20 protein-coding genes are annotated in these 19,940 nt (G+C 71.1%); 7 read left to right on the top strand and 13 right to left on the bottom strand.

Annotated features, from left to right (window positions below):
- Positions 1-200: 200 nt before the first annotated feature.
- On the top strand, positions 201-1,685 hold the full coding sequence (locus ACGF2V_RS03180) for an MFS transporter (RefSeq protein ID WP_362620508.1): 1,485 nt from the start codon (positions 201-203) through the stop codon (positions 1,683-1,685).
- A 242-nt stretch (positions 1,686-1,927) separates the two neighbouring features.
- Here ACGF2V_RS03180 and ACGF2V_RS03175 read toward each other — a convergent pair whose 3' ends face one another.
- Together ACGF2V_RS03175 and ACGF2V_RS03170 are read right to left on the bottom strand one after the other, a co-directional pair.
- Entirely contained in the window at positions 1,928-2,176 is a 249-nt protein-coding gene (locus ACGF2V_RS03175) for a DUF6243 family protein (protein ID WP_362704333.1), read from the bottom strand.
- 350 nt (positions 2,177-2,526) lie between these two features.
- Entirely contained in the window at positions 2,527-3,909 is a 1,383-nt protein-coding gene (locus ACGF2V_RS03170; protein ID WP_362620505.1) for a glycine--tRNA ligase, read from the bottom strand.
- A gap of 152 nt (positions 3,910-4,061) precedes the next feature.
- Between ACGF2V_RS03170 and ACGF2V_RS03165 the strand changes: the two genes are divergently transcribed.
- The 4 genes from ACGF2V_RS03165 (at position 4,062) to ACGF2V_RS03150 (ending at position 7,331) form a co-directional block, all read left to right on the top strand.
- The gene (locus tag ACGF2V_RS03165) at positions 4,062-5,039 is read left to right on the top strand and encodes a metal ABC transporter substrate-binding protein (protein WP_362704330.1); all 978 of its coding nucleotides are present in this window, start codon (positions 4,062-4,064) and stop codon (positions 5,037-5,039) included.
- 110 nt (positions 5,040-5,149) lie between these two features.
- Positions 5,150-5,932, top strand: a complete 783-nt coding sequence (locus ACGF2V_RS03160; protein ID WP_362620501.1) for a metal ABC transporter ATP-binding protein — start codon at positions 5,150-5,152, stop codon at positions 5,930-5,932.
- A 2-nt stretch (positions 5,933-5,934) separates the two neighbouring features.
- On the top strand, positions 5,935-6,828 hold the full coding sequence (locus tag ACGF2V_RS03155) for a metal ABC transporter permease (RefSeq protein WP_362704328.1): 894 nt from the start codon (positions 5,935-5,937) through the stop codon (positions 6,826-6,828).
- Between the two features lie 59 nt (positions 6,829-6,887).
- Positions 6,888-7,331 carry a Fur family transcriptional regulator gene (locus ACGF2V_RS03150; RefSeq protein ID WP_362620498.1) on the top strand — a complete coding sequence of 148 codons (444 nt, stop codon included), beginning with the start codon at positions 6,888-6,890 and terminating at the stop codon, positions 7,329-7,331.
- 51 nt (positions 7,332-7,382) lie between these two features.
- Here ACGF2V_RS03150 and ACGF2V_RS03145 read toward each other — a convergent pair whose 3' ends face one another.
- The 4 genes from ACGF2V_RS03145 to leuA all read right to left on the bottom strand — a co-directional run bounded on the left by ACGF2V_RS03145 (position 7,383) and on the right by leuA (position 11,795).
- On the bottom strand, positions 7,383-8,207 hold the full coding sequence (locus ACGF2V_RS03145) for an isoprenyl transferase (RefSeq protein WP_362620496.1): 825 nt from the start codon (positions 8,205-8,207) through the stop codon (positions 7,383-7,385).
- A gap of 57 nt (positions 8,208-8,264) precedes the next feature.
- Positions 8,265-9,011: a DNA repair protein RecO gene (gene recO / locus ACGF2V_RS03140; RefSeq protein ID WP_362620494.1), complete on the bottom strand. Its 747-nt coding sequence runs from the start codon at positions 9,009-9,011 to the stop codon at positions 8,265-8,267.
- A gap of 72 nt (positions 9,012-9,083) precedes the next feature.
- A complete protein-coding gene (locus ACGF2V_RS03135) occupies positions 9,084-9,761 on the bottom strand; it encodes a TerB family tellurite resistance protein (protein ID WP_362620670.1) in 678 nt (225 codons plus the stop codon).
- Positions 9,762-9,998: 237 nt separating this feature from the next.
- Complete coding sequence (gene leuA / locus ACGF2V_RS03130) at positions 9,999-11,795, bottom strand: 2-isopropylmalate synthase (protein WP_362704325.1); 1,797 nt, start codon at positions 11,793-11,795, stop codon at positions 9,999-10,001.
- 365 nt (positions 11,796-12,160) lie between these two features.
- Between leuA and ACGF2V_RS03125 the strand changes: the two genes are divergently transcribed.
- Positions 12,161-13,237, top strand: a complete 1,077-nt coding sequence (locus tag ACGF2V_RS03125) for a M4 family metallopeptidase (RefSeq protein ID WP_362620490.1) — start codon at positions 12,161-12,163, stop codon at positions 13,235-13,237.
- Between the two features lie 100 nt (positions 13,238-13,337).
- Positions 13,338-13,604 (top strand): protealysin inhibitor emfourin, encoded by a 267-nt coding sequence (locus tag ACGF2V_RS03120; protein ID WP_362620488.1) that lies wholly within the window; start codon positions 13,338-13,340, stop codon positions 13,602-13,604.
- Positions 13,605-13,695: 91 nt separating this feature from the next.
- Here the strand turns inward: ACGF2V_RS03120 and era are convergent, their stop codons facing one another.
- The 7 genes from era to ybeY all read right to left on the bottom strand — a co-directional run bounded on the left by era (position 13,696) and on the right by ybeY (position 19,934).
- Entirely contained in the window at positions 13,696-14,670 is a 975-nt protein-coding gene (gene era / locus ACGF2V_RS03115; RefSeq protein WP_362620486.1) for a GTPase Era, read from the bottom strand.
- A gap of 60 nt (positions 14,671-14,730) precedes the next feature.
- Positions 14,731-15,678 carry a WxL protein peptidoglycan domain-containing protein gene (locus tag ACGF2V_RS03110; protein ID WP_362620484.1) on the bottom strand — a complete coding sequence of 316 codons (948 nt, stop codon included), beginning with the start codon at positions 15,676-15,678 and terminating at the stop codon, positions 14,731-14,733.
- A gap of 109 nt (positions 15,679-15,787) precedes the next feature.
- Complete coding sequence (locus ACGF2V_RS03105) at positions 15,788-17,164, bottom strand: beta-xylosidase (RefSeq protein ID WP_392910554.1); 1,377 nt, start codon at positions 17,162-17,164, stop codon at positions 15,788-15,790.
- A 164-nt stretch (positions 17,165-17,328) separates the two neighbouring features.
- Positions 17,329-17,682 (bottom strand): cytidine deaminase, encoded by a 354-nt coding sequence (locus tag ACGF2V_RS03100; protein ID WP_362704323.1) that lies wholly within the window; start codon positions 17,680-17,682, stop codon positions 17,329-17,331.
- Between the two features lie 115 nt (positions 17,683-17,797).
- Positions 17,798-18,151, bottom strand: coding sequence for an MmcQ/YjbR family DNA-binding protein (locus ACGF2V_RS03095; protein ID WP_362620481.1), 354 nt, complete (start codon positions 18,149-18,151; stop codon positions 17,798-17,800).
- A complete protein-coding gene (locus ACGF2V_RS03090; RefSeq protein WP_362620478.1) occupies positions 18,148-19,440 on the bottom strand; it encodes a hemolysin family protein in 1,293 nt (430 codons plus the stop codon). The genes ACGF2V_RS03095 and ACGF2V_RS03090 overlap by 4 nt, the downstream gene beginning before the upstream one ends.
- Positions 19,437-19,934: an rRNA maturation RNase YbeY gene (ybeY, locus tag ACGF2V_RS03085; protein ID WP_362620477.1), complete on the bottom strand. Its 498-nt coding sequence runs from the start codon at positions 19,932-19,934 to the stop codon at positions 19,437-19,439. The genes ACGF2V_RS03090 and ybeY overlap by 4 nt, the downstream gene beginning before the upstream one ends.
- Between the last annotated feature and the right edge of the window lie 6 nt (positions 19,935-19,940).

Genomic DNA, 19,940 nt, shown 5'->3' with positions numbered 1-19,940 from the left:
CCGTGTACGGCGCGGAACGCGCCACCGGCGGACCGCACCCGCACAGGAGGGAGCCCGCGGGAACCAGCGGGAACGGACGGGAGCGGTCGGAGAGGGCCGCGGCCTGCTCGACCGGAGCCGGTCGACCGGACGCGACCCGACTCGACCCGAACGGTCCCGGCCGCTCGGCGGGATTCATTAGTTAACCGTACTATCGATGCATGCCCGAGCTCAGCCGCCGCCGACGGCAACTGGTGCTGGCGATCTGCTGCATGAGTCTGCTGATCGTCAGCCTCGACAACACCGTCCTGAACGTCGCCCTTCCCTCCATCCAGAAGGAACTGCACGCCGACGTCGCGGGCATGCAGTGGACGATCGACGCCTACACCCTCGTCCTGGCCTCGCTGTTGATGCTCGCGGGTTCCACCGCCGACCGGATCGGTCGGCGCAGGGTGTTCCAAACCGGGCTGGTCCTCTTCACCCTCGGCTCGCTGCTCTGTTCCCTGGCACCGAACCTGGAGTCGCTGGTGGCGTTCCGGATGGTGCAGGCGGTGGGCGGTTCGATGCTGAACCCGGTGGCGATGTCGATCATCACCAACACCTTCACCGAACCGCGCGAGCGGGCCCGCGCCATCGGGGTGTGGGGTGGCGTGGTCGGCATCTCCATGGCGGCGGGTCCGCTGGTCGGTGGGCTGCTGGTGGACTCGGTCGGCTGGCGGTCGATCTTCTGGGTCAATCTGCCTGTCGGCCTCCTCGCGCTGCTGCTCACCTGGCGCTACGTCCCCGAGTCCCGCGCCCCGAAGCCGCGCCGCCCGGACCCGGTGGGGCAACTGCTGGTGATGGCGCTGCTCGGCTCGCTGACGTACGTGATCATCGAGACGCCGACGGCGGGCTGGTCCGCGCCGCACGTTCTCGGACTCGCCGTACTCGCCGCCGCCGCCCTCGCCGGGCTGCTGCTGTACGAGCCGCGGCGCGCCGATCCCCTCATCGACCTGCGGTTCTTCCGCAGCGCCCCGTTCAGCGGGGCCACCGCCATAGCGGTCTGCTCGTTCGCCGCGCTGAGCGGGTTCCTGTTCCTCAACACGCTGTACCTGCAAAACGTGCGCGGGCTGAGCGCGCTGCACGCCGGTCTGTACATGCTGCCGATGGCGGCCCTGACCTTCGTCTGCGCCCCGCTGTCGGGGCGGCTCGTCGGCAGCCGGGGCCCGCGGCTGCCGCTGCTCGTGGCCGGGACGGCCATGACGGCGTGCGGGCTGATGTTCGCCGCGTTCGAGGCGGAGACGGACAACGCCCTGCTGTTCACCGGGTACGTGCTGTTCGGCATCGGCTTCGGCATGGTGAACGCGCCGATCACCGACACGGCCGTCTCCGGCATGCCGCGCACCCAGGCCGGTGTGGCGGCCGCGGTCGCCTCGACCAGTCGGCAGGTCGGCGGCACGCTCGGGGTCGCCGTGATCGGCGCGGTGCTCGCGGCGGGCGTGGCCGGGACCGGGTCGCCGCGCGGCTCCGCGTACGCGGCCGCCTTCGTGGACGCGGGCAGGCCCGCCTGGTGGATCATCACCGGCTGCGGGCTGTGCGTGCTGCTGGTGGGGGCGCTGACCAGCGGACGCTGGGCACAGGAGACGGCGCGTCGGACCGCCGCGTGCCTGGAGGACCGGACGGCCGGCCCCGCCGGGATTCAGCCCTCGGTGAGCTCCAGGGCCTGAGGCCGCTCCGGCCGCCGCCCGGTCACTTCGACGCGCCTGCGCTGCCGACGCACCTGGGCACCGACACACGGTTCCAGGAACCGAAGCGGCCCGTCCTGCGGTTCCCGCCCGCCCCGTGGCAGACGTTCGTGACCTCGGTTCGCCAAAGGGCGTTCGACGCTCCTGACCGTCGCCGGACAAGGGCGTGGGCCCGGATGCACTCAGGTGATCCGGGCCCACGGGGTACGGGGGTTGATGAGGTGTCAGTTCTGCGCCGCGCCGTCCTGCTCGGTCGCGTCCGGCTGGGTCGAGTCGTCCGACGACGACTCGTCGCGCGCGGCGTCCGGAGCCGGCCCCGTGCGCTCGCGCATCTTGCGCAGCAGTTCCTGCTTCTGGTCGGCTGCCGCCTTGCGGTCGGCCTGGCGCGCGGGGCCCATGCCCTGCTGATCGGCGCGGGACAGCTTCTTGCGCTGTCCGCCCACGCCGAGGAGGCTGTTGCGGCTCTTGGCCACGGTGTTCTCCCATTCATGGTGAAGGGCGAGAGGGGGAAGGAGGTCCGAGTCGGCCTCTGATCGATCCGGTGGGCGGCGGGTGCTCGGACCCGCCGCGCTCTCACTCGTAGATCTGGAAGAACGAAGAAGACATGGCGGCACCGTACTGCGGCCCCGTCCGCCGCCGCACCCGGTTTTCCCGCGCCGCGCCGCCCCGGACCGCCCGCACGCCGTATGCCGTCCGGGACCGTCCGGCCCCGGACGGCATACGACGGAGCCCCCGGCTCCTGCGCGCGGGGTGCGGGGAACCGGGGGCTCCGGCCGGTGCTAGTGCCGCATCAGGCAAACGGACCGAGCGGCGCGAGAAGGTGTCAGCAGCCGATCAGGCGGGCGCCGAGGTACGCCTGGATCTGGTCCAGGGAGACGCGCTCCTGCTTCATGGTGTCGCGCTCGCGCACGGTCACCGCGTTGTCGTCCAGGGTGTCGAAGTCGACGGTGACGCAGAACGGCGTACCGATCTCGTCCTGGCGGCGGTAGCGGCGGCCGATGGCGCCCGCGTCGTCGAACTCGATGTTCCAGTTCTGCCGCAGGTCGGCGGCGAGGCCCTTGGCCTTCGGCGACAGCTGCGGGTTGCGGGACAGCGGGAGCACGGCGACCTTGACCGGCGCGAGGCGCGGGTCGAGGCGCATCACGGTGCGCTTCTCCATGACGCCCTTGGCGTTCGGCGCCTCGTCCTCGATGTAGGCGTCGAGGAGGAAGGCGAGCATCGCGCGGCCGACGCCGGCTGCCGGCTCGATGACGTACGGGGTCCAGCGCTCGCCGGCCTCCTGGTCGAAGAACGACAGGTCGGTGCCGGACGCCTTGGAGTGCGCCTTGAGGTCGTAGTCCGTGCGGTTGGCGACGCCCTCCAGCTCACCCCACTCGCTGCCGCCGAAGCGGAAGCGGTACTCGATGTCGGCGGTGCGCTTGGAGTAGTGCGAGAGCTTCTCCTGCGGGTGGTCGTACCACCGCATGTTCTCCTCGCGCAGGCCCAGGCCGGTGTACCAGTTCCAGCGCTGCTCCATCCAGTACTCGTGCCACTTCTCGTCCTCGCCCGGCTTGACGAAGAACTCCATCTCCATCTGCTCGAACTCGCGGGTGCGGAAGATGAAGTTGCCCGGAGTGATCTCGTTCCGGAAGGACTTGCCCATCTGGGCGATGCCGAACGGCGGCTTCTTGCGCGAGGTCTGCTGCACCTGGCCGAAGTTGGTGAAGATGCCCTGGGCGGTCTCGGGGCGCAGGTAGGCGACGGAGCCGGAGTCCTGGGTCGGGCCGAGGTGGGTGGAGAGCAGACCGGAGAACTGCTTGGGCTCGGTGAACGTGCCCTTGTTGCCGCAGTTGGGGCAGTTGAGGTCGGTCAGGCCGTTCGCGGGGAGGTGGCCGTGCTTCTCCTCGTACGCCTCCTCCAGGTGGTCGGCGCGGAAGCGCTTGTGGCAGGAGGTGCACTCGGTCAGCGGATCGGTGAACGTGGCGACGTGACCGGAGGCGACCCACACCTCGGAGGCAAGGATGACCGACGAGTCGACTCCGACCACGTCCTCGCGCGAGGTGACCATGTAGCGCCACCACTGGCGCTTGAGGTTCTCCTTCAGCTCGACGCCCAGCGGTCCGTAGTCCCAGGCGGCGCGCTGACCACCGTAGATCTCACTGCAGGGATAGACGAAGCCACGGCGCTTGCTCAGGCTGACGATGGAGTCGATCTTGTCGGCGGCCACGGTGCTCTCTTCATTACGAGGACGAACGTCGAATGCTACAGATTACCGGCGGGCCCGCCCCTCGGATCAAATCGGTGGCGGTCCGATCGGCCGCGCGACCATCTCATCATCCTTGTTGACAATCGTTTCCAATTTCATTGAAAATGACTGTCATGAACGTCAGCCGCCTCATACCCACCACCACCCTCGTCGGAGCGGTCGCCCTCGGCCTCACCGCCCTCACGGCCTGCTCCTCCTCGGACGCCGCCGACCACAAGAACGGCGACAAGCTGAACGTGGTGGCTTCGTTCTATCCGATGCAGTTCCTGGCCGAGCAGATCGGCGGGAAGAACGTCTCGGTCACCACGCTGACCAAGCCGGGCGTCGAACCGCACGACCTGGAGCTCAGCCCGAGGCAGATCGGCGGGCTGAGCGACGCCGACTACATCCTCTACCTCAAGGGCATCCAGCCCGCCGTCGACGACGCCGTCGAGCAGTCCGGCGCCAAGAACGCCGTCGACGCCTCGAAGCTCACGAAACTGGAGGACCACGGCACCGAGACCGGCGGCGACGAGCACGACCACGCCGGGGACGACGAGCACGGTCACGAGCACCACGGCGACGTGACCGGAGGCGACCCCCACATCTGGCTGGACCCGGTGAAGTACGCCGAGGTCGCCGAGGGCGTCGGAAAGTCGTTGGAGAAGGCCGACCCCGACCACGCCGCCGACTACCGCAAGAACACGCGAGAGCTGGTCGGGAAGATCGACGCGCTGAACACGGCGTACGAGACGGGCCTGAAGTCCACCACGACCAGGACCTTCATCACCACCCACTCCGCCTTCGGATATCTCGCCGAGCGCTACGGCCTCACCCAGGAGGGCATCGCCGGCGTCGACCCCGAGGCCGAGCCCAGCCCGGCCCGGATCAACGAGATCCACACCATCGCGAAGAAGGAGAAGGTCACCACTGTGTTCTTCGAGACCCTCGCCAGCGACAGGACCGCGAAGACCCTCGCCCGGGACACCGGCCTGAAGACCGACGTCCTGGACCCGCTGGAGGGAATCACGGACAGGTCGAAGGGCGACGACTACCTCGAGGTCATGCGGTCCAACCTCGCCGCGCTGCAGAAGGCGCTCGGCGCGAAGTGACCCGCACGACCCAGACAGCACGAACGGCCCGCGCGACAGCCGCGTCCCACGTGGCGACCGCGGCGACCGTGGCCCACGCGACAACCGCCACAGCAGCATCGGAGGCTCTCATGCCCGAGTCCGGGAGCACCACGACCGACCCCGTGATAGCCCTCAGGGGCGCCACGGCCACGCTCGGCGCGCGTGCGGTGCTGCGCGGCATCGACCTGACGGTCCACCGCGGCGAGGTCGTCGCCCTGCTCGGCGCGAACGGCTCGGGCAAGTCGACCGCCGTGCGGTCCGTCATCGGCCAGGTCCCGCTCACCGGCGGCTCCGTCGAACTGTTCGGCACCCCGCTGCGACGCTTCCGCGCCTGGTCCCGTGTCGGCTACGTGCCCCAGCGCACCACCGCCTCGGGCGGCGTGCCCGCCACGATCCGCGAGGTCGTCTCGTCCGGGCGGCTCTCCCGTAGGCGGCTGGGCCCGCTCCGCAAGGCGGACCGGGCCGCCGTCGACCGGGCCATCGAACTGGTCGGCCTGAGCGACCGGGCCGGGGACTCGGTGAACGCGCTCTCCGGCGGGCAGCACCAGCGCGTGCTGATCGCCCGGGCGCTGGCCGCCGAACCGGAGCTGCTGATCATGGACGAGCCGATGGCCGGCGTCGACCTGGGCAGCCAGGAGATCCTCGCCACGACGCTCCGCGAACAGGTCGCCGCCGGTGCCACGGTGCTGCTGGTGCTGCACGAGCTCGGCCCGCTGGAGCCGCTGATCGACCGCGCCGTCGTGCTGCGCGACGGCTGCGTGACGCACGACGGGGCGCCCCCGAAGGCAGTGGGCCAGCACGCCCTGCCCGGACACGACCATGTACACCCCCACGCGGCCGCCGAGCCCGTCCGGACCGGACTGCTGAGCTGACCATGGAATTCCTCGATCCCCCCTTCATGCAGCGGGCCCTGCTCGCCGCCGTCCTGGTCGGCGTCATCGCCCCGTCCGTCGGCGTCTACCTCGTCCAGCGCCGCCAGGCCCTGATGGGCGACGGCATCGGCCACATCGCGATGACCGGCGTCGGCCTCGGCTTCCTGCTGTCCACCAGCCCGGTGTGGATGGCCACGGCGGTCGCCGTCGCCGGCTCCGTGGTGATGGAGCTGATCCGCTGGTACGGGCGCACCCGCGGCGACATCGCGCTGGCCATGCTGTTCTACGGCGGGATGGCGGGCGGCGTGCTGCTGATCAACCTCTCCGACACCGGCTCCAACGCCAACCTCACCTCGTACCTCTTCGGCTCGCTCGCCACGGTCTCCCCCGAGGACATCACGGCGATCTGCCTGCTGGCCGCCTTCGTCCTGCTGGTGACGCTGGGGCTGCGGCGGCAGCTGTTCGCGGTCAGCCAGGACGAGGAGTTCGCCCGCGTCACCGGGCTGCCGGTGCGCGCGCTGAACCTGCTGGTCGCCGTGACCGCGGCGGTGACCGTCACCGTGGCGATGCGGGTCGTCGGGCTGCTGCTGGTCAGCGCCCTGATGGTGGTGCCGGTCGCGGCGGCGCAGCAGATCTCCCGGTCGTTCCGGCTGACGTTCGTGCTGTCGGTCGTCATCGGCACGGCGGTGACCCTGGCGGGCACCGTGACCTCGTACTACCAGGACGTGCCGCCCGGCGCGACGATCGTGCTGCTGGCCATCGTGGTCTTCGTCACCCTGACGCTGCTCGCGACCCCGCTGGCCCGGCGGCGGGCCCGCCGGGGCGAGGAGGCGCCCGGCGAGTGCACCCTTGAAGCAGCGGCCGGCCGCCCCGCGCAGGACGAGCTCCGCGTGTGACCACGGGGCGGGCTGGCACAATGGCCCGACACAGGTACGGGCGACACGAGGAGGCGGCTGTGGCGACGGCGCCGATCAGTGGAACGAACGCGGCCCCGGTACGTGGCCGGTCGACCCGGCAGCGGGCGGCGGTGGCGGCGGCGCTCGACGAGGTGGACGAGTTCCGCAGTGCCCAGGAGCTGCACGACGTGCTCAAGCACCGCGGTGACTCGGTCGGGCTGACCACCGTCTATCGCACCCTCCAGTCCCTGGCCGACGCGGGCGAGGTGGACGTGCTGCGCACCACGGACGGCGAGTCCGTGTACCGCCGCTGCTCGACCGGCGAACACCACCATCACCTGGTGTGCCGGATGTGCGGCAAGGCCGTCGAGGTCGAGGGTCCCGCCGTGGAGCAGTGGGCGGAGTCGATCGCCACGCAGCACGGATACGTGAACGTGGCGCACACGGTGGAGATCTTCGGAACCTGCGCGGAGTGCGCCGAGCGCGCCGACACGAAGGAGTGAGGGCCCGGATGGCGGGGGCCGGCGCGGTGCGCGCCGGCCCCCCCCGTCCGCTCAGCCCTTCCCCGCTGCCGGAACGGTGTCCTGCGCGCCTCCGAACCGCCGGTCCCGCTGGGCGTACTCCAGACAGGCCCGCCACAGGTCGCGGCGGTCGAAGTCCGGCCACAGCACGTCCTGGAAGACCATCTCGGCGTAGGCGCTCTGCCAGATCAGGTAGTTGGACGTGCGCTGCTCGCCGCTGGGACGCACGAACAGGTCGACGTCCGGCATGTCCGGGTAGTAGATGTACTTCGCGAACGTCTTCTCGTTGACCTTGGACGGGTCCAGCTTCCCGGCCGCGACGTCCCGCGCGATGCGCTGCGCGGCGTCGGCGATCTCGGCCCGGCCGCCGTAGTTGACGCAGAAGTACAGCGTCATCCGGTCGTTGTCCTTCGTCTGCTCCTGGGCGACCTGGAGCTCCTGGACGACGGACTTCCACAGCTTCGGCATGCGCCCCACCCAGCGGATGCGGATGCCCAGTTCGTCCATCTCGTCGCGGCGGCGGCGGATCACGTCCCGGTTGAAGTTCATCAGGAACTTCACCTCCTCCGGGGACCGCTTCCAGTTCTCCGTGGAGAACGCGTACAGCGAGAGGTTCTTGACGCCCATCTCGATGCAGCCCTTGAGGACGTCCATGACGACGCCCTCGCCGACCTTGTGCCCCTCGGTGCGCGGCAGACCGCGCTCCTTGGCCCAGCGCCCGTTGCCGTCCATCACGATGGCCACGTGCTTGGGCACCAGCTCGCCGGGGATCCTCGGGGGCGTGGCACCGGAGGGGTGCGGCTCCGGGGTCTTGTAGTCGCGCCGGTTACGGCCGCCCAGCATCCCGCGTACTGCCATGAACTGTCTCGCTCCCTGTACCTGATCCATGCCGGATCCGTGCCTGATCCGTCCGTGTCACTTCTCTACGTACCGCAGTGAGCGCAGCCCGCGCTCCAGATGCCAGTGCAGATAGGCGGAAACCAGTCCGCTGCCCTCCCTGACATGACGCGCCTCGCACGCGTCCGCCGTCTCCCAGTCGCCGGTGAGCAGCGCGCTCAGCAGGCCGACGGCCTCGGTCGAGGGTACGACGCTGCCGGGCACCCGGCAGTCACCGCATACGACGCCGCCCGCCGCGACGGAGAAGAACCGGTTCGGCCCGGGCATGCCGCACCTCGCGCAGTCCTCGAAGCTGGGCGCGTAGCCGTTGACCGCGAGCGAGCGCAGCAGAAAGGCGTCGAGGACGAGATGCGGTTCGTGCTCGCCGCGGGCGAGGGTGCGCAGCCCGCCGACGAGCAGCAGATACTGCTGGACCGCGGGCTCGCCCTCGTGGTCGGTGAACCGCTCGGCGGTCTCCAGCATCGCGGTGCCCGCGGTGTAGCGGGCATAGTCCGTGACGATGCCGCCACCGTACGGGGCGATCGTCTCGCTCTGCGTGCAGAGCGGCAGCCCCCGGCCGACCAGTTCGCCGCCCCGGGCGAAGAACTGCACGTCGACGTGGGAGAACGGCTCCAGCCGGGCGCCGAACTTGGACTTGGTGCGCCGCACCCCGCGCGCCACGGCCCGTACCCGGCCGTGGCCGCGGGTGAGGATCGTGATGATCCGGTCGGCCTCGCCCAGCTTCTGCGTGCGCAGCACCACGCCGTCGTCCCGGAACAAGCTCATGCGTCCATTGTCCGGTACGGGGACGGGGCCCCGAACCCGCACGTCCCGGGAGGGGCCCCGTCCCGGGAGCGGTCAGGAGGGGGTACGGGCCGCCGCGGCCAGCAGCCGGGCGGTGTCCTGCGCACAGATCCGCAGCGCCGCGCCGACCGTGGTCAGCACCTCGCGCTCGGACGGGCCGTAGGGACCGTCGGCGAGGGCGATCCTGGCGCCCTGGAGGAGGATCGCCTCGCGTCCGGCGGGGGCCAGGTGCGGGGCGAGGGGCTCCAGCGCCTCGTGCAGTTCGATGGCGAGGGCCGCGCCACACGCCTCGGCCGCCGGGTCGAAGGCGGAGCCGCGGCCGATGTCGGCGGAGAGGACCTCGACGACGGTGGAGAGCTGTTCCTCCGTGCAGTCGTCGAAGCCCGCGCCGCGCACGGTCGCGGCGGCGGTCCGCAGGACCGTGCGGGAGGTGGTGCCACCGGCCGCGAGGACACCGAGGGCGACCGTGTGGACGGCGTCCCGGAGCATCGTGGAGAGCCGGGTGGTGGTCGGGTGGTCGAGCACATCGGTGTCGAAGCGCCCCCGGCAGGCGGCGCATTCGACGACGGGGCCGGTGGTGCCGCGGCGCAGCATCGGCACGCCGAGCACGGCGAAGCGGCGGCGTCCGGTGAGCCTGCGGTAGTTGCGGTCGCCGCCGCAGCCGGGGCAGAAGAACTCTCCGTCGCCGACGGCGTCCCAGACGGTGCGGATGCCGCAGATGCGCAGCTTCATGGCGCGTCGTCCCAGGGCTGACCGCACGTCGCACACCTCCGTAACTCCCCCGTGGCCCTCAGGGCACGGGGGTGCCCCTCCGGCAACATTGCCGCGTGGACGTGATGTTAACCACAGTCGCGAGGCGCCGTCAGTACCCCGATCGTCACAACCCCGGAGATGGCCGAACCCCGCCCCGGCTTGAGAGGGGGCGGGGTCCTGGGCCGTGCGGCTCCGGGCGCCCGTGGGCGGGTCGGGTCAGCGGCCGGCGCGGTTGACCGCGGAGACGACCGCCTTCAGCGAGGCGCGCGTGGTGTTGGCGTCGATGCCGATGCCCCACAGCACCCGTCCGTCGATGGCGCACTCGATGTACGAGGCCGCCTGGGCGCTGGCGCCCTCGCTCATGGTGTGCTCGGTGTAGTCCAGGAGGCGGGCGTCGATGCCGATGGCCTGCAGCGCCTCGAAGAACGCGGAGATCGGACCGTTGCCGGTGCCGGTCAGCACGGTGTCGGTGCCGTCCACGGTCGCCTCGACGGTGATCGTGTCCCTGCCGTCGGAGCCGGTCGTGGACTGGCCGGAGCGGATCTGCACGCGACCCCATTGAGCCGCCGCGTTCTCGGGGTTGGGCAGGTACTCGTCCTGGAACACGGACCAGATCTGTGCCGGGGTGACCTCGCCGCCCTCGGCGTCGGTCTTGGCCTGAATGATCCGGGAGAATTCGATCTGCATCCGGCGCGGCAGGTCGAGCTTGTGATCGTTCTTCAGGACGTACGCGATTCCGCCCTTGCCGGACTGCGAGTTGACCCGGATGACGGCCTCGTAACTGCGGCCGACGTCCTTCGGGTCGATCGGCAGGTACGGCACGGCCCACTCGATCTCGTCGACGGTCTTGCCCCGGGCGGCCGCGTCGGCCTCCATGGCGTCGAAGCCCTTCTTGATGGCGTCCTGGTGGGAGCCGGAGAAGGCGGTGTAGACGAGGTCGCCCGCGTAGGGGTGGCGCGGGTGCACCTCCATCTGGTTGCAGTACTCGCTGGTGCGACGGATCTCGTCGATCTGCGAGAAGTCGATCTGCGGGTCGACCCCCTGCGAGAACAGGTTCATGCCCAGCGTGACCAGGTCGACGTTGCCGGTGCGCTCGCCCTGGCCGAACAGGCAGCCCTCGATCCGGTCCGCTCCGGCCATGAGGGCCAGTTCGGCGGCGGCGACGGCGGTGCCGCGGTCGTTGTGCGGGTGGACGGACAGGCAGATGTGCTCGCGGCGGGTCAGGTTCCGCGACATCCACTCGAACCGGTCCGCGTGCGTGGACGGAGTCGAACGCTCCACGGTCGCGGGCAGGTTGAGGATGATCTCGCGCCCCTCCTCGGGCTGCCAGACGTCGCAGACCGCCTCGCAGACCTCCAGGGCGAAGTCCAGTTCGGTGTCGGTGAAGATCTCCGGGCTGTACTGGTAGCCGAAGATCGTTTCCGGGCCCAGCAGCTTCTCCGCGTACTCCATGACCAGCCGGGTGCCGTCGACGGCGATCTGCTTGATGTCGTCCTTGGAGCCGCGGAAGACGACCCGGCGGAAGGTGGGGGCCGTGGCGTTGTACAGGTGCACGGTGGCGCGGCGGGCGCCGATCAGGGACTCGACGGTCCGCTCGATCAGGTCCTCGCGGGCCTGCGTCAGGACGGAGATCGTCACGTCCTCGGGGATCGCGCCGTCTTCGATGATGGAGCGGACGAACGCGAAGTCGGTCTCGCCGGAGGACGGGAAGCCGACCTCGATCTCCTTGTAGCCCATGCGTACGAGCAGGTCGAACATCTCGCGCTTGCGGGCCGGCGACATCGGGTCGATCAGAGCCTGGTTGCCGTCGCGCAGGTCGGTGGAGAGCCAGCGGGGCGCGACGGTGATCCGCTTGTCCGGCCAGGTGCGGTCGGGGATGTCGACGGCCTCGTACCGGCCGTACTTGTGGATCGGCATCCCGGACGGCTTCTGCATCCGGGTGGCATGGGTGATCGGCGTCGGGCGTCCGACAGCGGTCGCGGCGGGCATCGGTGCGGGGCGGTCGGTGGTCATGGTGTGCGGCTCCTCGGGGTCCGACAAGGGGACGGCCGACGTGTCGCTGCACCACCAGACTCCGCGGGGAGGGGGTCGGCCTACGACTACAGGCCCTCGCCGCGGCAGCTAAGAAGAAGCAGCCCGAAACGCATGATGCGACGAGAGTAACCGAGATACGTCTGATGCGTCCGGGCCGTATCACTATGCGGGATCGGGATCGCCGTGCGGGATCGCGATCACCGTGCGGCATCGAGGTCGCACGGGCCGGAAACCTCTTTGCGCGGTCGGGCACTCGAAACGCCTGGGCGCGGCCGGTCACTCCATCTGACCAACCGCCGTCGCAACCGGTGACAAGGCGGTTACGTGCTGCCACAGTCGGGTGTATGCAGCCTCAGTATCAGAACGGGTTCCGCCCCGTCTTCTGCACCATCGTGCCGCCCCATGTCCTCGACAGGATCTCCCGGTCGGACAACCCCGACCTGGCCGGTCCGGCCCGTCGCACGCTGGAGAGCGACGCCGCCCGCCGCACCCGCCGCCAGATGGCGACGGCCACCGCCCCGCCCGCCGCCCGCACGCCCGGGAGCGAGCCGTCCGACACGCCCGATCGGACGCTGTACGACTGCCGGAACAGCACCCGGCTTCCCGGCACCAAGGTCCGCTCCGAGGGCGAGGAGCCGACGCGGGACGCGAGCGTCAACCGCGCGTACGCGGGACTCGGTGCCACCTTCGACCTCCTGTTCAAGGTGTACGGCCGCCGTTCGATCGACGACAACGGACTGCCGCTGATCGGTTCCGTGCACTACGACGAGAAGTACAACAACGCCTTCTTCGACGGCGAGCAGATGGTGTTCGGCGACGGCGACGGCGAGATCTTCCTGGACTTCACCCTGCCGATCGATGTGATCGCCCACGAGCTGGCGCACGGCCTGACCCAGTACACCGCCAATCTGAGCTACTACGGCCAGTCCGGCGCGCTCAACGAGTCGGTGTCCGACGTCTTCGGCTCGCTGGTGAAGCAGTACACGCTGGGTCAGAGCGCGGACCGGGCGGACTGGCTGATCGGCGCCGGGCTGCTGGCCCCCGGGGTCCAGGGCGTCGCGCTGCGCTCGATGAAGGAGCCTGGCACGGCCTACGACGACGACGTGCTCGGCAAGGATCCGCAGCCGGGGAAGATGGAGGACTACGTACGCACCAGTCAGGACAACGGCGGGGTGCACATCAACTCCGGCATTCCGAACCGCGCGTTCTACGTGCTGGCGACGGCGCTCGGCGGCCACGCGTGGGAGCGGGCCGGGCAGATCTGGTTCGATGTGCTCACGGGCGGCGAGTTGGCGGTGGACGCGGACTTCGCGGACTTCGCCCGGTTGACGGCGGCCGCCGCCCGCAGCCGCTTCGGGAACGGCGACGAGACCGAAGCGGTGCTGAAGGCATGGTCGGAGGTGGGCGTTCCGACCGCGTAGGACGATCGGACCGGCCACGCGGGACGATCGGGCCCGTGCTCCGGTCCGTCCGGCGACGACAGGGCCCTGCCCGGCCCGTCCAGCGATGGAGGACAACCGCATGCGGATTCAGGTCAGCAGGACCGGCGGCTTCGCCGGTATCGCACGCCACGGCGAGGTCGACACCTCCGGACGGGCCGATGCCGCGGAGTGGGAGGCGCTGGCCGAATCCGCGCTTGCCGCAGGCCAGGGTTTCCCGCCCCGGGGGGTGCCGGACGGCTTCCAGTACCGGATCACGGTGGATGGCCGTTCGGTGCACTGCGCGGACCCCCGGCTGACCGACGCGCAGCGCGCCCTGGTCTCACGCGTCCTGAAGGAGGGCGCGTGAGACGGCTCGGCCCCGAAGGGGACCAGGCACACGGCTGACGGGACGAACGGCGAGCGGCCTGGGGCCCGGACCCGGACCCGGTACGCCGGGTTCAGAAGCCCAGTTTCCGCAACTGCTTGGGGTCGCGCTGCCAGTCCTTGGCGACCTTCACGTGCAGGTCGAGGAAGACGGGCGTACCGAGCAGCGCCTCGATGTGCTTGCGGGACTTCGTGCCGACTTCCTTCAGCCGCCTGCCCTTCGGGCCGATGATGATGCCCTTCTGGCTCGGGCGTTCGATGTAGACGTTGGCGTGGATGTCGAGCAGCGGCCGGTCCGCCGGGCGCCCCTCGCGCGGCAGCATCTCCTCGACGACGACGGCGATGGAGTGCGGCAGCTCGTCGCGCACGCCTTCGAGCGCGGCCTCCCGGATCAGCTCCGCGACCATGACCATCTCGGGCTCGTCGGTGAGATCGCCCTCCGGGTAGAGCGGGGGGCTCTCCGGGAGCAACGGGGCGAGCAGATCGGCCAGCAGACCGACCTGGCTGTCCTTGACCGCCGAGACCGGGACGATCTCGGCCCATTCGAAGCCGAGTTCCTCGCCGAGGCGGGACACGGCGAGGAGCTGTTCTGCGAGCTGCTTGGAATCGACGAGGTCGGTCTTGGTGACGATGGCGATCTTCGGGGTCTTCTTGATGCCCGCGAGCTCCTTGGCGATGAACCGGTCGCCGGGGCCGAGCTTCTGGTCGGCGGGCAGGCAGAAGCCGATGACGTCGACCTCGGCCCAGGTGGTCCGCACGACATCGTTGAGCCGCTCGCCCAGCAGCGTGCGCGGCTTGTGGAGACCGGGCGTATCGACCAGGACCAGCTGGGCGTCCTCGCGGTGCACGATGCCGCGCACGGTGTGCCGGGTGGTCTGGGGCCGGTTGGAGGTGATCGCCACCTTCCGGCCGACCAGAGCGTTCGTGAGAGTGGACTTGCCCGCGTTGGGGCGGCCCACGAAGCAGGCGAAGCCGGCCCGGTGGGGTGCGCGGTCGGCGCCCTGCTGTGCGGCGGCTTCTGTGTCAGGTCGAACGCTCATGGCGCCCATTGTCCCCGATCCCGGCAGCCCCGCCGTACCGAGGGCCGCGGCGCGCCATCGAGTGTCGGCTCAGCCGTTGCGCGCGCGGCTCCGGCGGATCCGCAGCCGGATCGCCGCGCTCCCGGCGGCGACGGCCGCCAGCAGGACCACGGCCACCAACCAGGGCAGCGCGATGTACGGGACGGAGGCGGACTCGCGGGTGTCGCGGGCGCTCGCGGTCAGCTCGATCTCACCCCATTCCAGCTGCGGCGCGTCGGCCCATCGCTCGGTGAGCCGGACCCGCTGGCGGGGCAGCAGCTCGGATGGAATCGCTTTCAGTTCGCGGGCGAGCAGGGTGCGACCGAAGAGCCCCTCGGCCCGGAGGGCGACCTCGGGGTCGAGGGTGACATTGCCCCGGTTGTGGAGCGTGTACGAGATGACGGCGCTGCTCCGGCCCGTGCCCGGGACCAGCGGCCGGGTGTGCTCGACCTCGATGTCCTCCACGGAGAGCGCGGGCAGCGTCGGCCCGTTCACCCGCAGATAGATCCGTGCCCCGACCGCTTTCCGGATGCCGACGGCGACGGCTCCCCCGTCGGCGGGTTCGACGTGGTCGTCGAGGGCGACGAGGGCCCCGGGGTGGTCCCCCGGCTCGGCGTCGCGGGGAACGGTGATGGTGACCGGGACGCCGACCGACCCGCGCGGGGGCACGGTGACCAGGGTGCGACCGGGTCTGGCCCAGGCGCCGACCGAGCGCTGCCGCTCGCCCCGCGAGCGGACGGCGAACCCGCCGTCGCGGGCGGTGTTGTAGGCGTCGGCGGCGTACAGCCGGAACGTCCGCGGCCGGTCCGTCTTGTTGGCGACGGTGACAGTGTCGCGGAGGGTGGCTCCCGGGTCGGCGGAGAGGTAGAAGTACGGGCGCCGGCCACTCTGCGCGGCGGCCGGGTAGACCGACCAGCTGCCGTTGTCCGCGGCGTGGGCCGCGGGAGCGCCGGTGAGCAGGAGGGCGCCGGCCAGGAGGAGTACGTACAGCTTGCGCACGGTGCGGAGCCTCCGGATCGGTCGGGGGATCGGTTGCCCGGGCGGGGGCTGCGGGCCGGGGCCGGTGGTCCTGGGCGGGTGCGCGCCAGGACCACCGGCCGGGCCCGCGTCAGGTGAGGGTGAGGGTGAGCACGGCGGAGTACGCGCCGGGGGCGGTGTACGCCGGGACCTCCAGGGCGAGCCGCGCGTCGACGGTGAACTCGCCGCCGGTGGCCGTCGCGTTCGGCGTGGATGCCAGGGTGGCGCCCGCGCTGCCGACCGGCCCCGCCGAACCGGCCGCGCAGGTGCTGGGGCTGCCGGGCTTCGTCGCGCAGGCCGGGGTCCAGCGCAGCGCGGACGCGTCGATGACCGCGCCGCCGGGGCCGGTGAAGTCGGTGACCTTTCCGGTCAGGGACCAGCCGGCGGGTCCGCCGCGGTAGTCCTCGACCGTCACGGTCCGCAGGGAGCCCCGCGAGGCGCCGCCGCGTCCGAAGTCGACCGCCGACAGGTCGACGGTGTCGCCGTCCTGGACCATGGACAGGGTGCCCGCCCTGACGGAGGTGTGGAGCCGCTGGCTGCCGTCCGGGACCTCGCCGCCGCCGGTGACGGTGTACGCCTGCGGGCCCGCTCCCTTGGTCGCGTCCCAGGCATCGCCCTCGTAGGCGACGATCCCCGTGGTCGCCGGGTCGTCGACGGTGATCCGGCCGCTGAAGCCGCCGGTGGCGTCCGCCGTGACGGTGGCGGTGTCGGCGGTCTGGCGGTCGCCCGCCCGGCCCGCGAGCGTGACGGCCGCGCCCGGGGTGAACTTCGACCCGGTCACGCTGACCGCGTCACCCGCCGCACCGGACGCGGCCCCGAGCAGGATGGAGCGCTCGTTGACCTGTCCGCCGCCGTCCGTCGCGATGATCGTCTCGGAGACGGGGGCGGGCGGATCCGTCACCGTGCACGGGGTGTCCAGCTCCATGATGTAGCTGGTGTGGATGTTGTAGTCGCCGGGCGACAGGGTGATCGAGCCGGGCGCGGTGACCGTGAAGGTGCCGGTCATCGAGAACGACGGGAAGGCGCCCTTGCCGGGCACCGGCGCGTTCTTCTTCGGCCCGGTGACGGTGACGCTCGCGGTCTGGGCGCCGCCGACGGTGACCCGGCCGGTGGGCGTCATGATGTCGGCGGGCAGCGGCAGGTCGACCGGGTTGCCCGCGGCCGGCTGGACGACGGTGTACGTGACCGTGACCGTGTCGCCCACCTCCGGCACGGCGTTGTCGACGGTGATCTCGGCCTTCGTCGTCCCGTCGATCGGCGGGATGCCCGCGATGTCCGGCGGGATGCAGTGGGTGGGGAAGTCGACCGGCACGGAGGCCGTCACCATGGCCTGCGCGGGCGTCGCGAGCCCGCCTCCCCCGGCGACGACGAGCGCGCCCACGCCCAGCGCGGCGGCCCAGCGGCGTCCGCGGCCGGAGTGTCTTCGAGCGGCGGATCTTCGGATGGTCGGATGCGTGATCGGACGCATGGGCCCCCTCCTGCGGGACGCGGCGCAGCGGCTCTTTCGCGCCGACGGGGGCTCATTGACGGCTCCGGCCGAAAAGAAGTCAAGGACAGCGGGGCACCCTGACTGATGGGCCATCAGATGCTGTCAAGATCCCCTGTCCTGCGGGGCCTCGACCGGCCCCGGCGTCAGCCCGCCGTCACACTGACCCGCAGGGTGCCGTCGGGCCCGGCGAGCAGCACCGGGGTCCGCGGGCCGCCCAGGTCCCGCACCGCGGCCCGGTCCTCGTCCGACGGGGTCTCGGCCTCGGAGACAATCGCCGCCGCCTCCAGCGAGGTGGCGCCACTGGCCACGGCCATGGCCACGGCGGTCCGGAGCGCGCTGAGCCTCAGCGACTCCAGTTGCACGGTGCCCGCGACGTACGTGCGCCCGGTCTCGTCCCGGACGGCCGCGCCCTCCGGCACGCCGTTGCGGGCGCGGGCGCTGCGCGCCAGCGTGACGATCTTGCGGTCCTCGGGGCCGAGGTCGGTGCTCTCAGTCATGTGCCGAGCATACGAGTCCCGTCACGGCAGCCCCTCCCCCGCGGTTCCCGGGGCCGCGCCTTCGAACCGCCGTCGCCCGGCCTCCGGTCGGACGACGGCGGTTGTGGGACACGACCTACGCCCGGTCCAGCCGCAGCCGCTGGGCCCTGGGCAGCCCCGCGACCACCAGGTCGTAGGAGTCCTCGACGAGTTCGCGGAGCAGCCGGTCCGGCACGCCGGAGACGGTCACGGTGTTCCAGTGCCGCTTGTTCATGTGCCAGCCCGGCACCACCGCCTCGTGCTCCTCCCGCAGCCGCACCGCGTCGTCGGGGTCGCACTTGAGGTTGACCGTCAGCGGACGCGCGTCCAGCGTGCTGAGGGCGAACATCTTGCCGAGCACCTTGAAGACGGAGATCTCCGGACCGAACGGGAACTCCTCGACGCTCGCGTCGAACTCCAGGCAGAAATCCCTCAGTTGCTGCGGAGTCACTCCTTCTCCTCCCCCTCCGGCTCCACCGGCTCCACCAGCACCGTGACGATCTTGTTGCGGCGGCCCGCCGTGGACTCGGCGGTCAGCCGGATCCGCCGCCCGTCGGGCAGGTCGACCACCGCGGAGGCGCCTGCGATCGGCACCCGTCCGAGCGCCTTGGCCAGCAGCCCGCCGACCGTCTCCACGTCCTCGTCGTCGTACGCGCCGAGGTCGAACAGTTCCCCGAGGTCGCCGACGTCGAGGCGGGCGGTCACCCGGTAGCAGCCGTTCTCCAGCTCCTGGACGGGCGGGAGTTCCCGGTCGTACTCGTCGGTGATCTCGCCGACGATCTCCTCGAGGATGTCCTCGATGGTGACGATGCCCGCCGTGCCGCCGTACTCGTCGATCACGACGGCGACGTGGCTGCGTTCCTGCTGCATCTCGCGCAGCAGGTCACCGGCGTTCTTCGTGTCGGGCACGAACGCGGCGGGCCGCATCGCGGTGGAGACGAGGTCGGCCTCCGACTCGCGGTTGATGTGCGTCTTGCGGACCAGGTCCTTGAGGTAGACGACACCGACGATGTCGTCCTCGTTCTCCCCGGTGACGGGGATGCGGGAGAAGCCGGAGCGCAGGGCCAGGGTCAACGCCTGCCGGATCGTCTTGTAGCGCTCGATGCAGACCAGGTCGGTGCGCGGCACCATGACCTCGCGCACGAGCGTGTCGCCGAGTTCGAAGACGGAGTGCACCATGCGGCGCTCCTCGTCCTCGATCAGCGATTCCGCCTCTGCCAGGTCGACCATCGCCCGCAGTTCGGCCTCGCTGGCGAACGGTCCCTTGCGAAACCCCTTGCCCGGTGTCAGCGCGTTTCCGATGAGGATCAGCAGCTGCGGGATCGGGCCCATCACCCTGGCCAGCGGCAGGAGCACGTACGCGGCGGCCGTGGCGGTGTTCAGCGGATGCTGGCGGCCGATGGTGCGCGGCGAGACGCCGATGGCGACGTAGGAGACGAGGACCATCACCGCCATGGCGACGGCCAGCGCCTCCCAGGTCCTCTCGAACTCCTGGAGACAGGCGTACGTGACGAGGACGCCGGCCGACATCTCGCAGGCGACCCGCACCAGCAGGGCGACGTTGAGGTAGCGGGTCGGGTCCGCCGCGACCTGCTCCAGCTTCTGGCTGCCGCGCCGCGCGGAGCGGACCGCCTCGGCGGCCCGGAAGCTCGACACGCGGGCGATGCCCGCCTCCGCGCAGGCCGCCAGCCAGCCGGCGACGACCAGCAGGACGGCGCCCAGGACGAGGGGAAGGCTCACGAGACCGTGGGGGCGGGCGAGGGACCGGTGAGACCCCGCTCGGCGCGCCAGCCGTCGACGATCGCGGCCTGGAGGCCGAACATCTCGGCCCTCTCGTCCGGCTCCTCGTGGTCGTACCCGAGGAGGTGCAGCACCCCGTGGACGGTGAGCATCTGGAGCTCCTCGTCCATGGAGTGCCGGGTCTGCGCCTCCTCGCCCTGCTTCTTCGCGACCTCGGGGCAGAGCACGATGTCGCCGAGGAGCCCCTGCGGGGGCTCCTCGGTGTCCTTGGACGGCGGGCGCAGTTCGTCCATCGGGAAGGACATGACGTCCGTCGGTCCCGGCAGATCCATCCACTGGATGTGGAGCTGCTCCATGGCGTCGGCGTCCACCACGATCACTGAGAGCTCGGAGAGGGGGTGGATCCGCATCCGCGCGAGCGCGTAGCGGGCGATGTCGAGGATCGCCCGCTCGTCGACCTCGGTTCCGGACTCGTTGTTGACGTCGATCGACATGGTGCG

Source organism: Streptomyces sp. NPDC047982, assembly GCF_043204165.1.
GTDB lineage: Bacteria > Actinomycetota > Actinomycetes > Streptomycetales > Streptomycetaceae > Streptomyces.
Note: the sequence above shows the minus strand (reverse complement) of the source record. Positions and strands in the feature narration are given on the sequence as shown.

Excerpts from the sequence above, each read along its gene's own strand:
- ACGF2V_RS03180 (WP_362620508.1), top strand. The coding sequence starts at position 201 with ATGCCCGAGCTCAGCCGCCGCCGACGGCAACTGGTGCTGGCGATCTGC.
- ACGF2V_RS03165 (WP_362704330.1), top strand. The coding sequence starts at position 4,062 with ATGAACGTCAGCCGCCTCATACCCACCACCACCCTCGTCGGAGCGGTC.
- ACGF2V_RS03160 (WP_362620501.1), top strand. The coding sequence starts at position 5,150 with ATGCCCGAGTCCGGGAGCACCACGACCGACCCCGTGATAGCCCTCAGG.
- ACGF2V_RS03155 (WP_362704328.1), top strand. The coding sequence starts at position 5,935 with ATGGAATTCCTCGATCCCCCCTTCATGCAGCGGGCCCTGCTCGCCGCC.
- ACGF2V_RS03145 (WP_362620496.1), bottom strand. The coding sequence starts at position 8,207 with ATGGCAGTACGCGGGATGCTGGGCGGCCGTAACCGGCGCGACTACAAG.
- recO (WP_362620494.1), bottom strand. The coding sequence starts at position 9,011 with ATGAGCTTGTTCCGGGACGACGGCGTGGTGCTGCGCACGCAGAAGCTG.
- ACGF2V_RS03135 (WP_362620670.1), bottom strand. The coding sequence starts at position 9,761 with ATGAAGCTGCGCATCTGCGGCATCCGCACCGTCTGGGACGCCGTCGGC.
- leuA (WP_362704325.1), bottom strand. The coding sequence starts at position 11,795 with ATGACCACCGACCGCCCCGCACCGATGCCCGCCGCGACCGCTGTCGGA.
- ACGF2V_RS03125 (WP_362620490.1), top strand. The coding sequence starts at position 12,161 with ATGCAGCCTCAGTATCAGAACGGGTTCCGCCCCGTCTTCTGCACCATC.
- ACGF2V_RS03120 (WP_362620488.1), top strand. The coding sequence starts at position 13,338 with ATGCGGATTCAGGTCAGCAGGACCGGCGGCTTCGCCGGTATCGCACGC.
- era (WP_362620486.1), bottom strand. The coding sequence starts at position 14,670 with ATGGGCGCCATGAGCGTTCGACCTGACACAGAAGCCGCCGCACAGCAG.
- ACGF2V_RS03105 (WP_392910554.1), bottom strand. The coding sequence starts at position 17,164 with ATGCGTCCGATCACGCATCCGACCATCCGAAGATCCGCCGCTCGAAGA.
- ACGF2V_RS03100 (WP_362704323.1), bottom strand. The coding sequence starts at position 17,682 with ATGACTGAGAGCACCGACCTCGGCCCCGAGGACCGCAAGATCGTCACG.
- ybeY (WP_362620477.1), bottom strand. The coding sequence starts at position 19,934 with ATGTCGATCGACGTCAACAACGAGTCCGGAACCGAGGTCGACGAGCGG.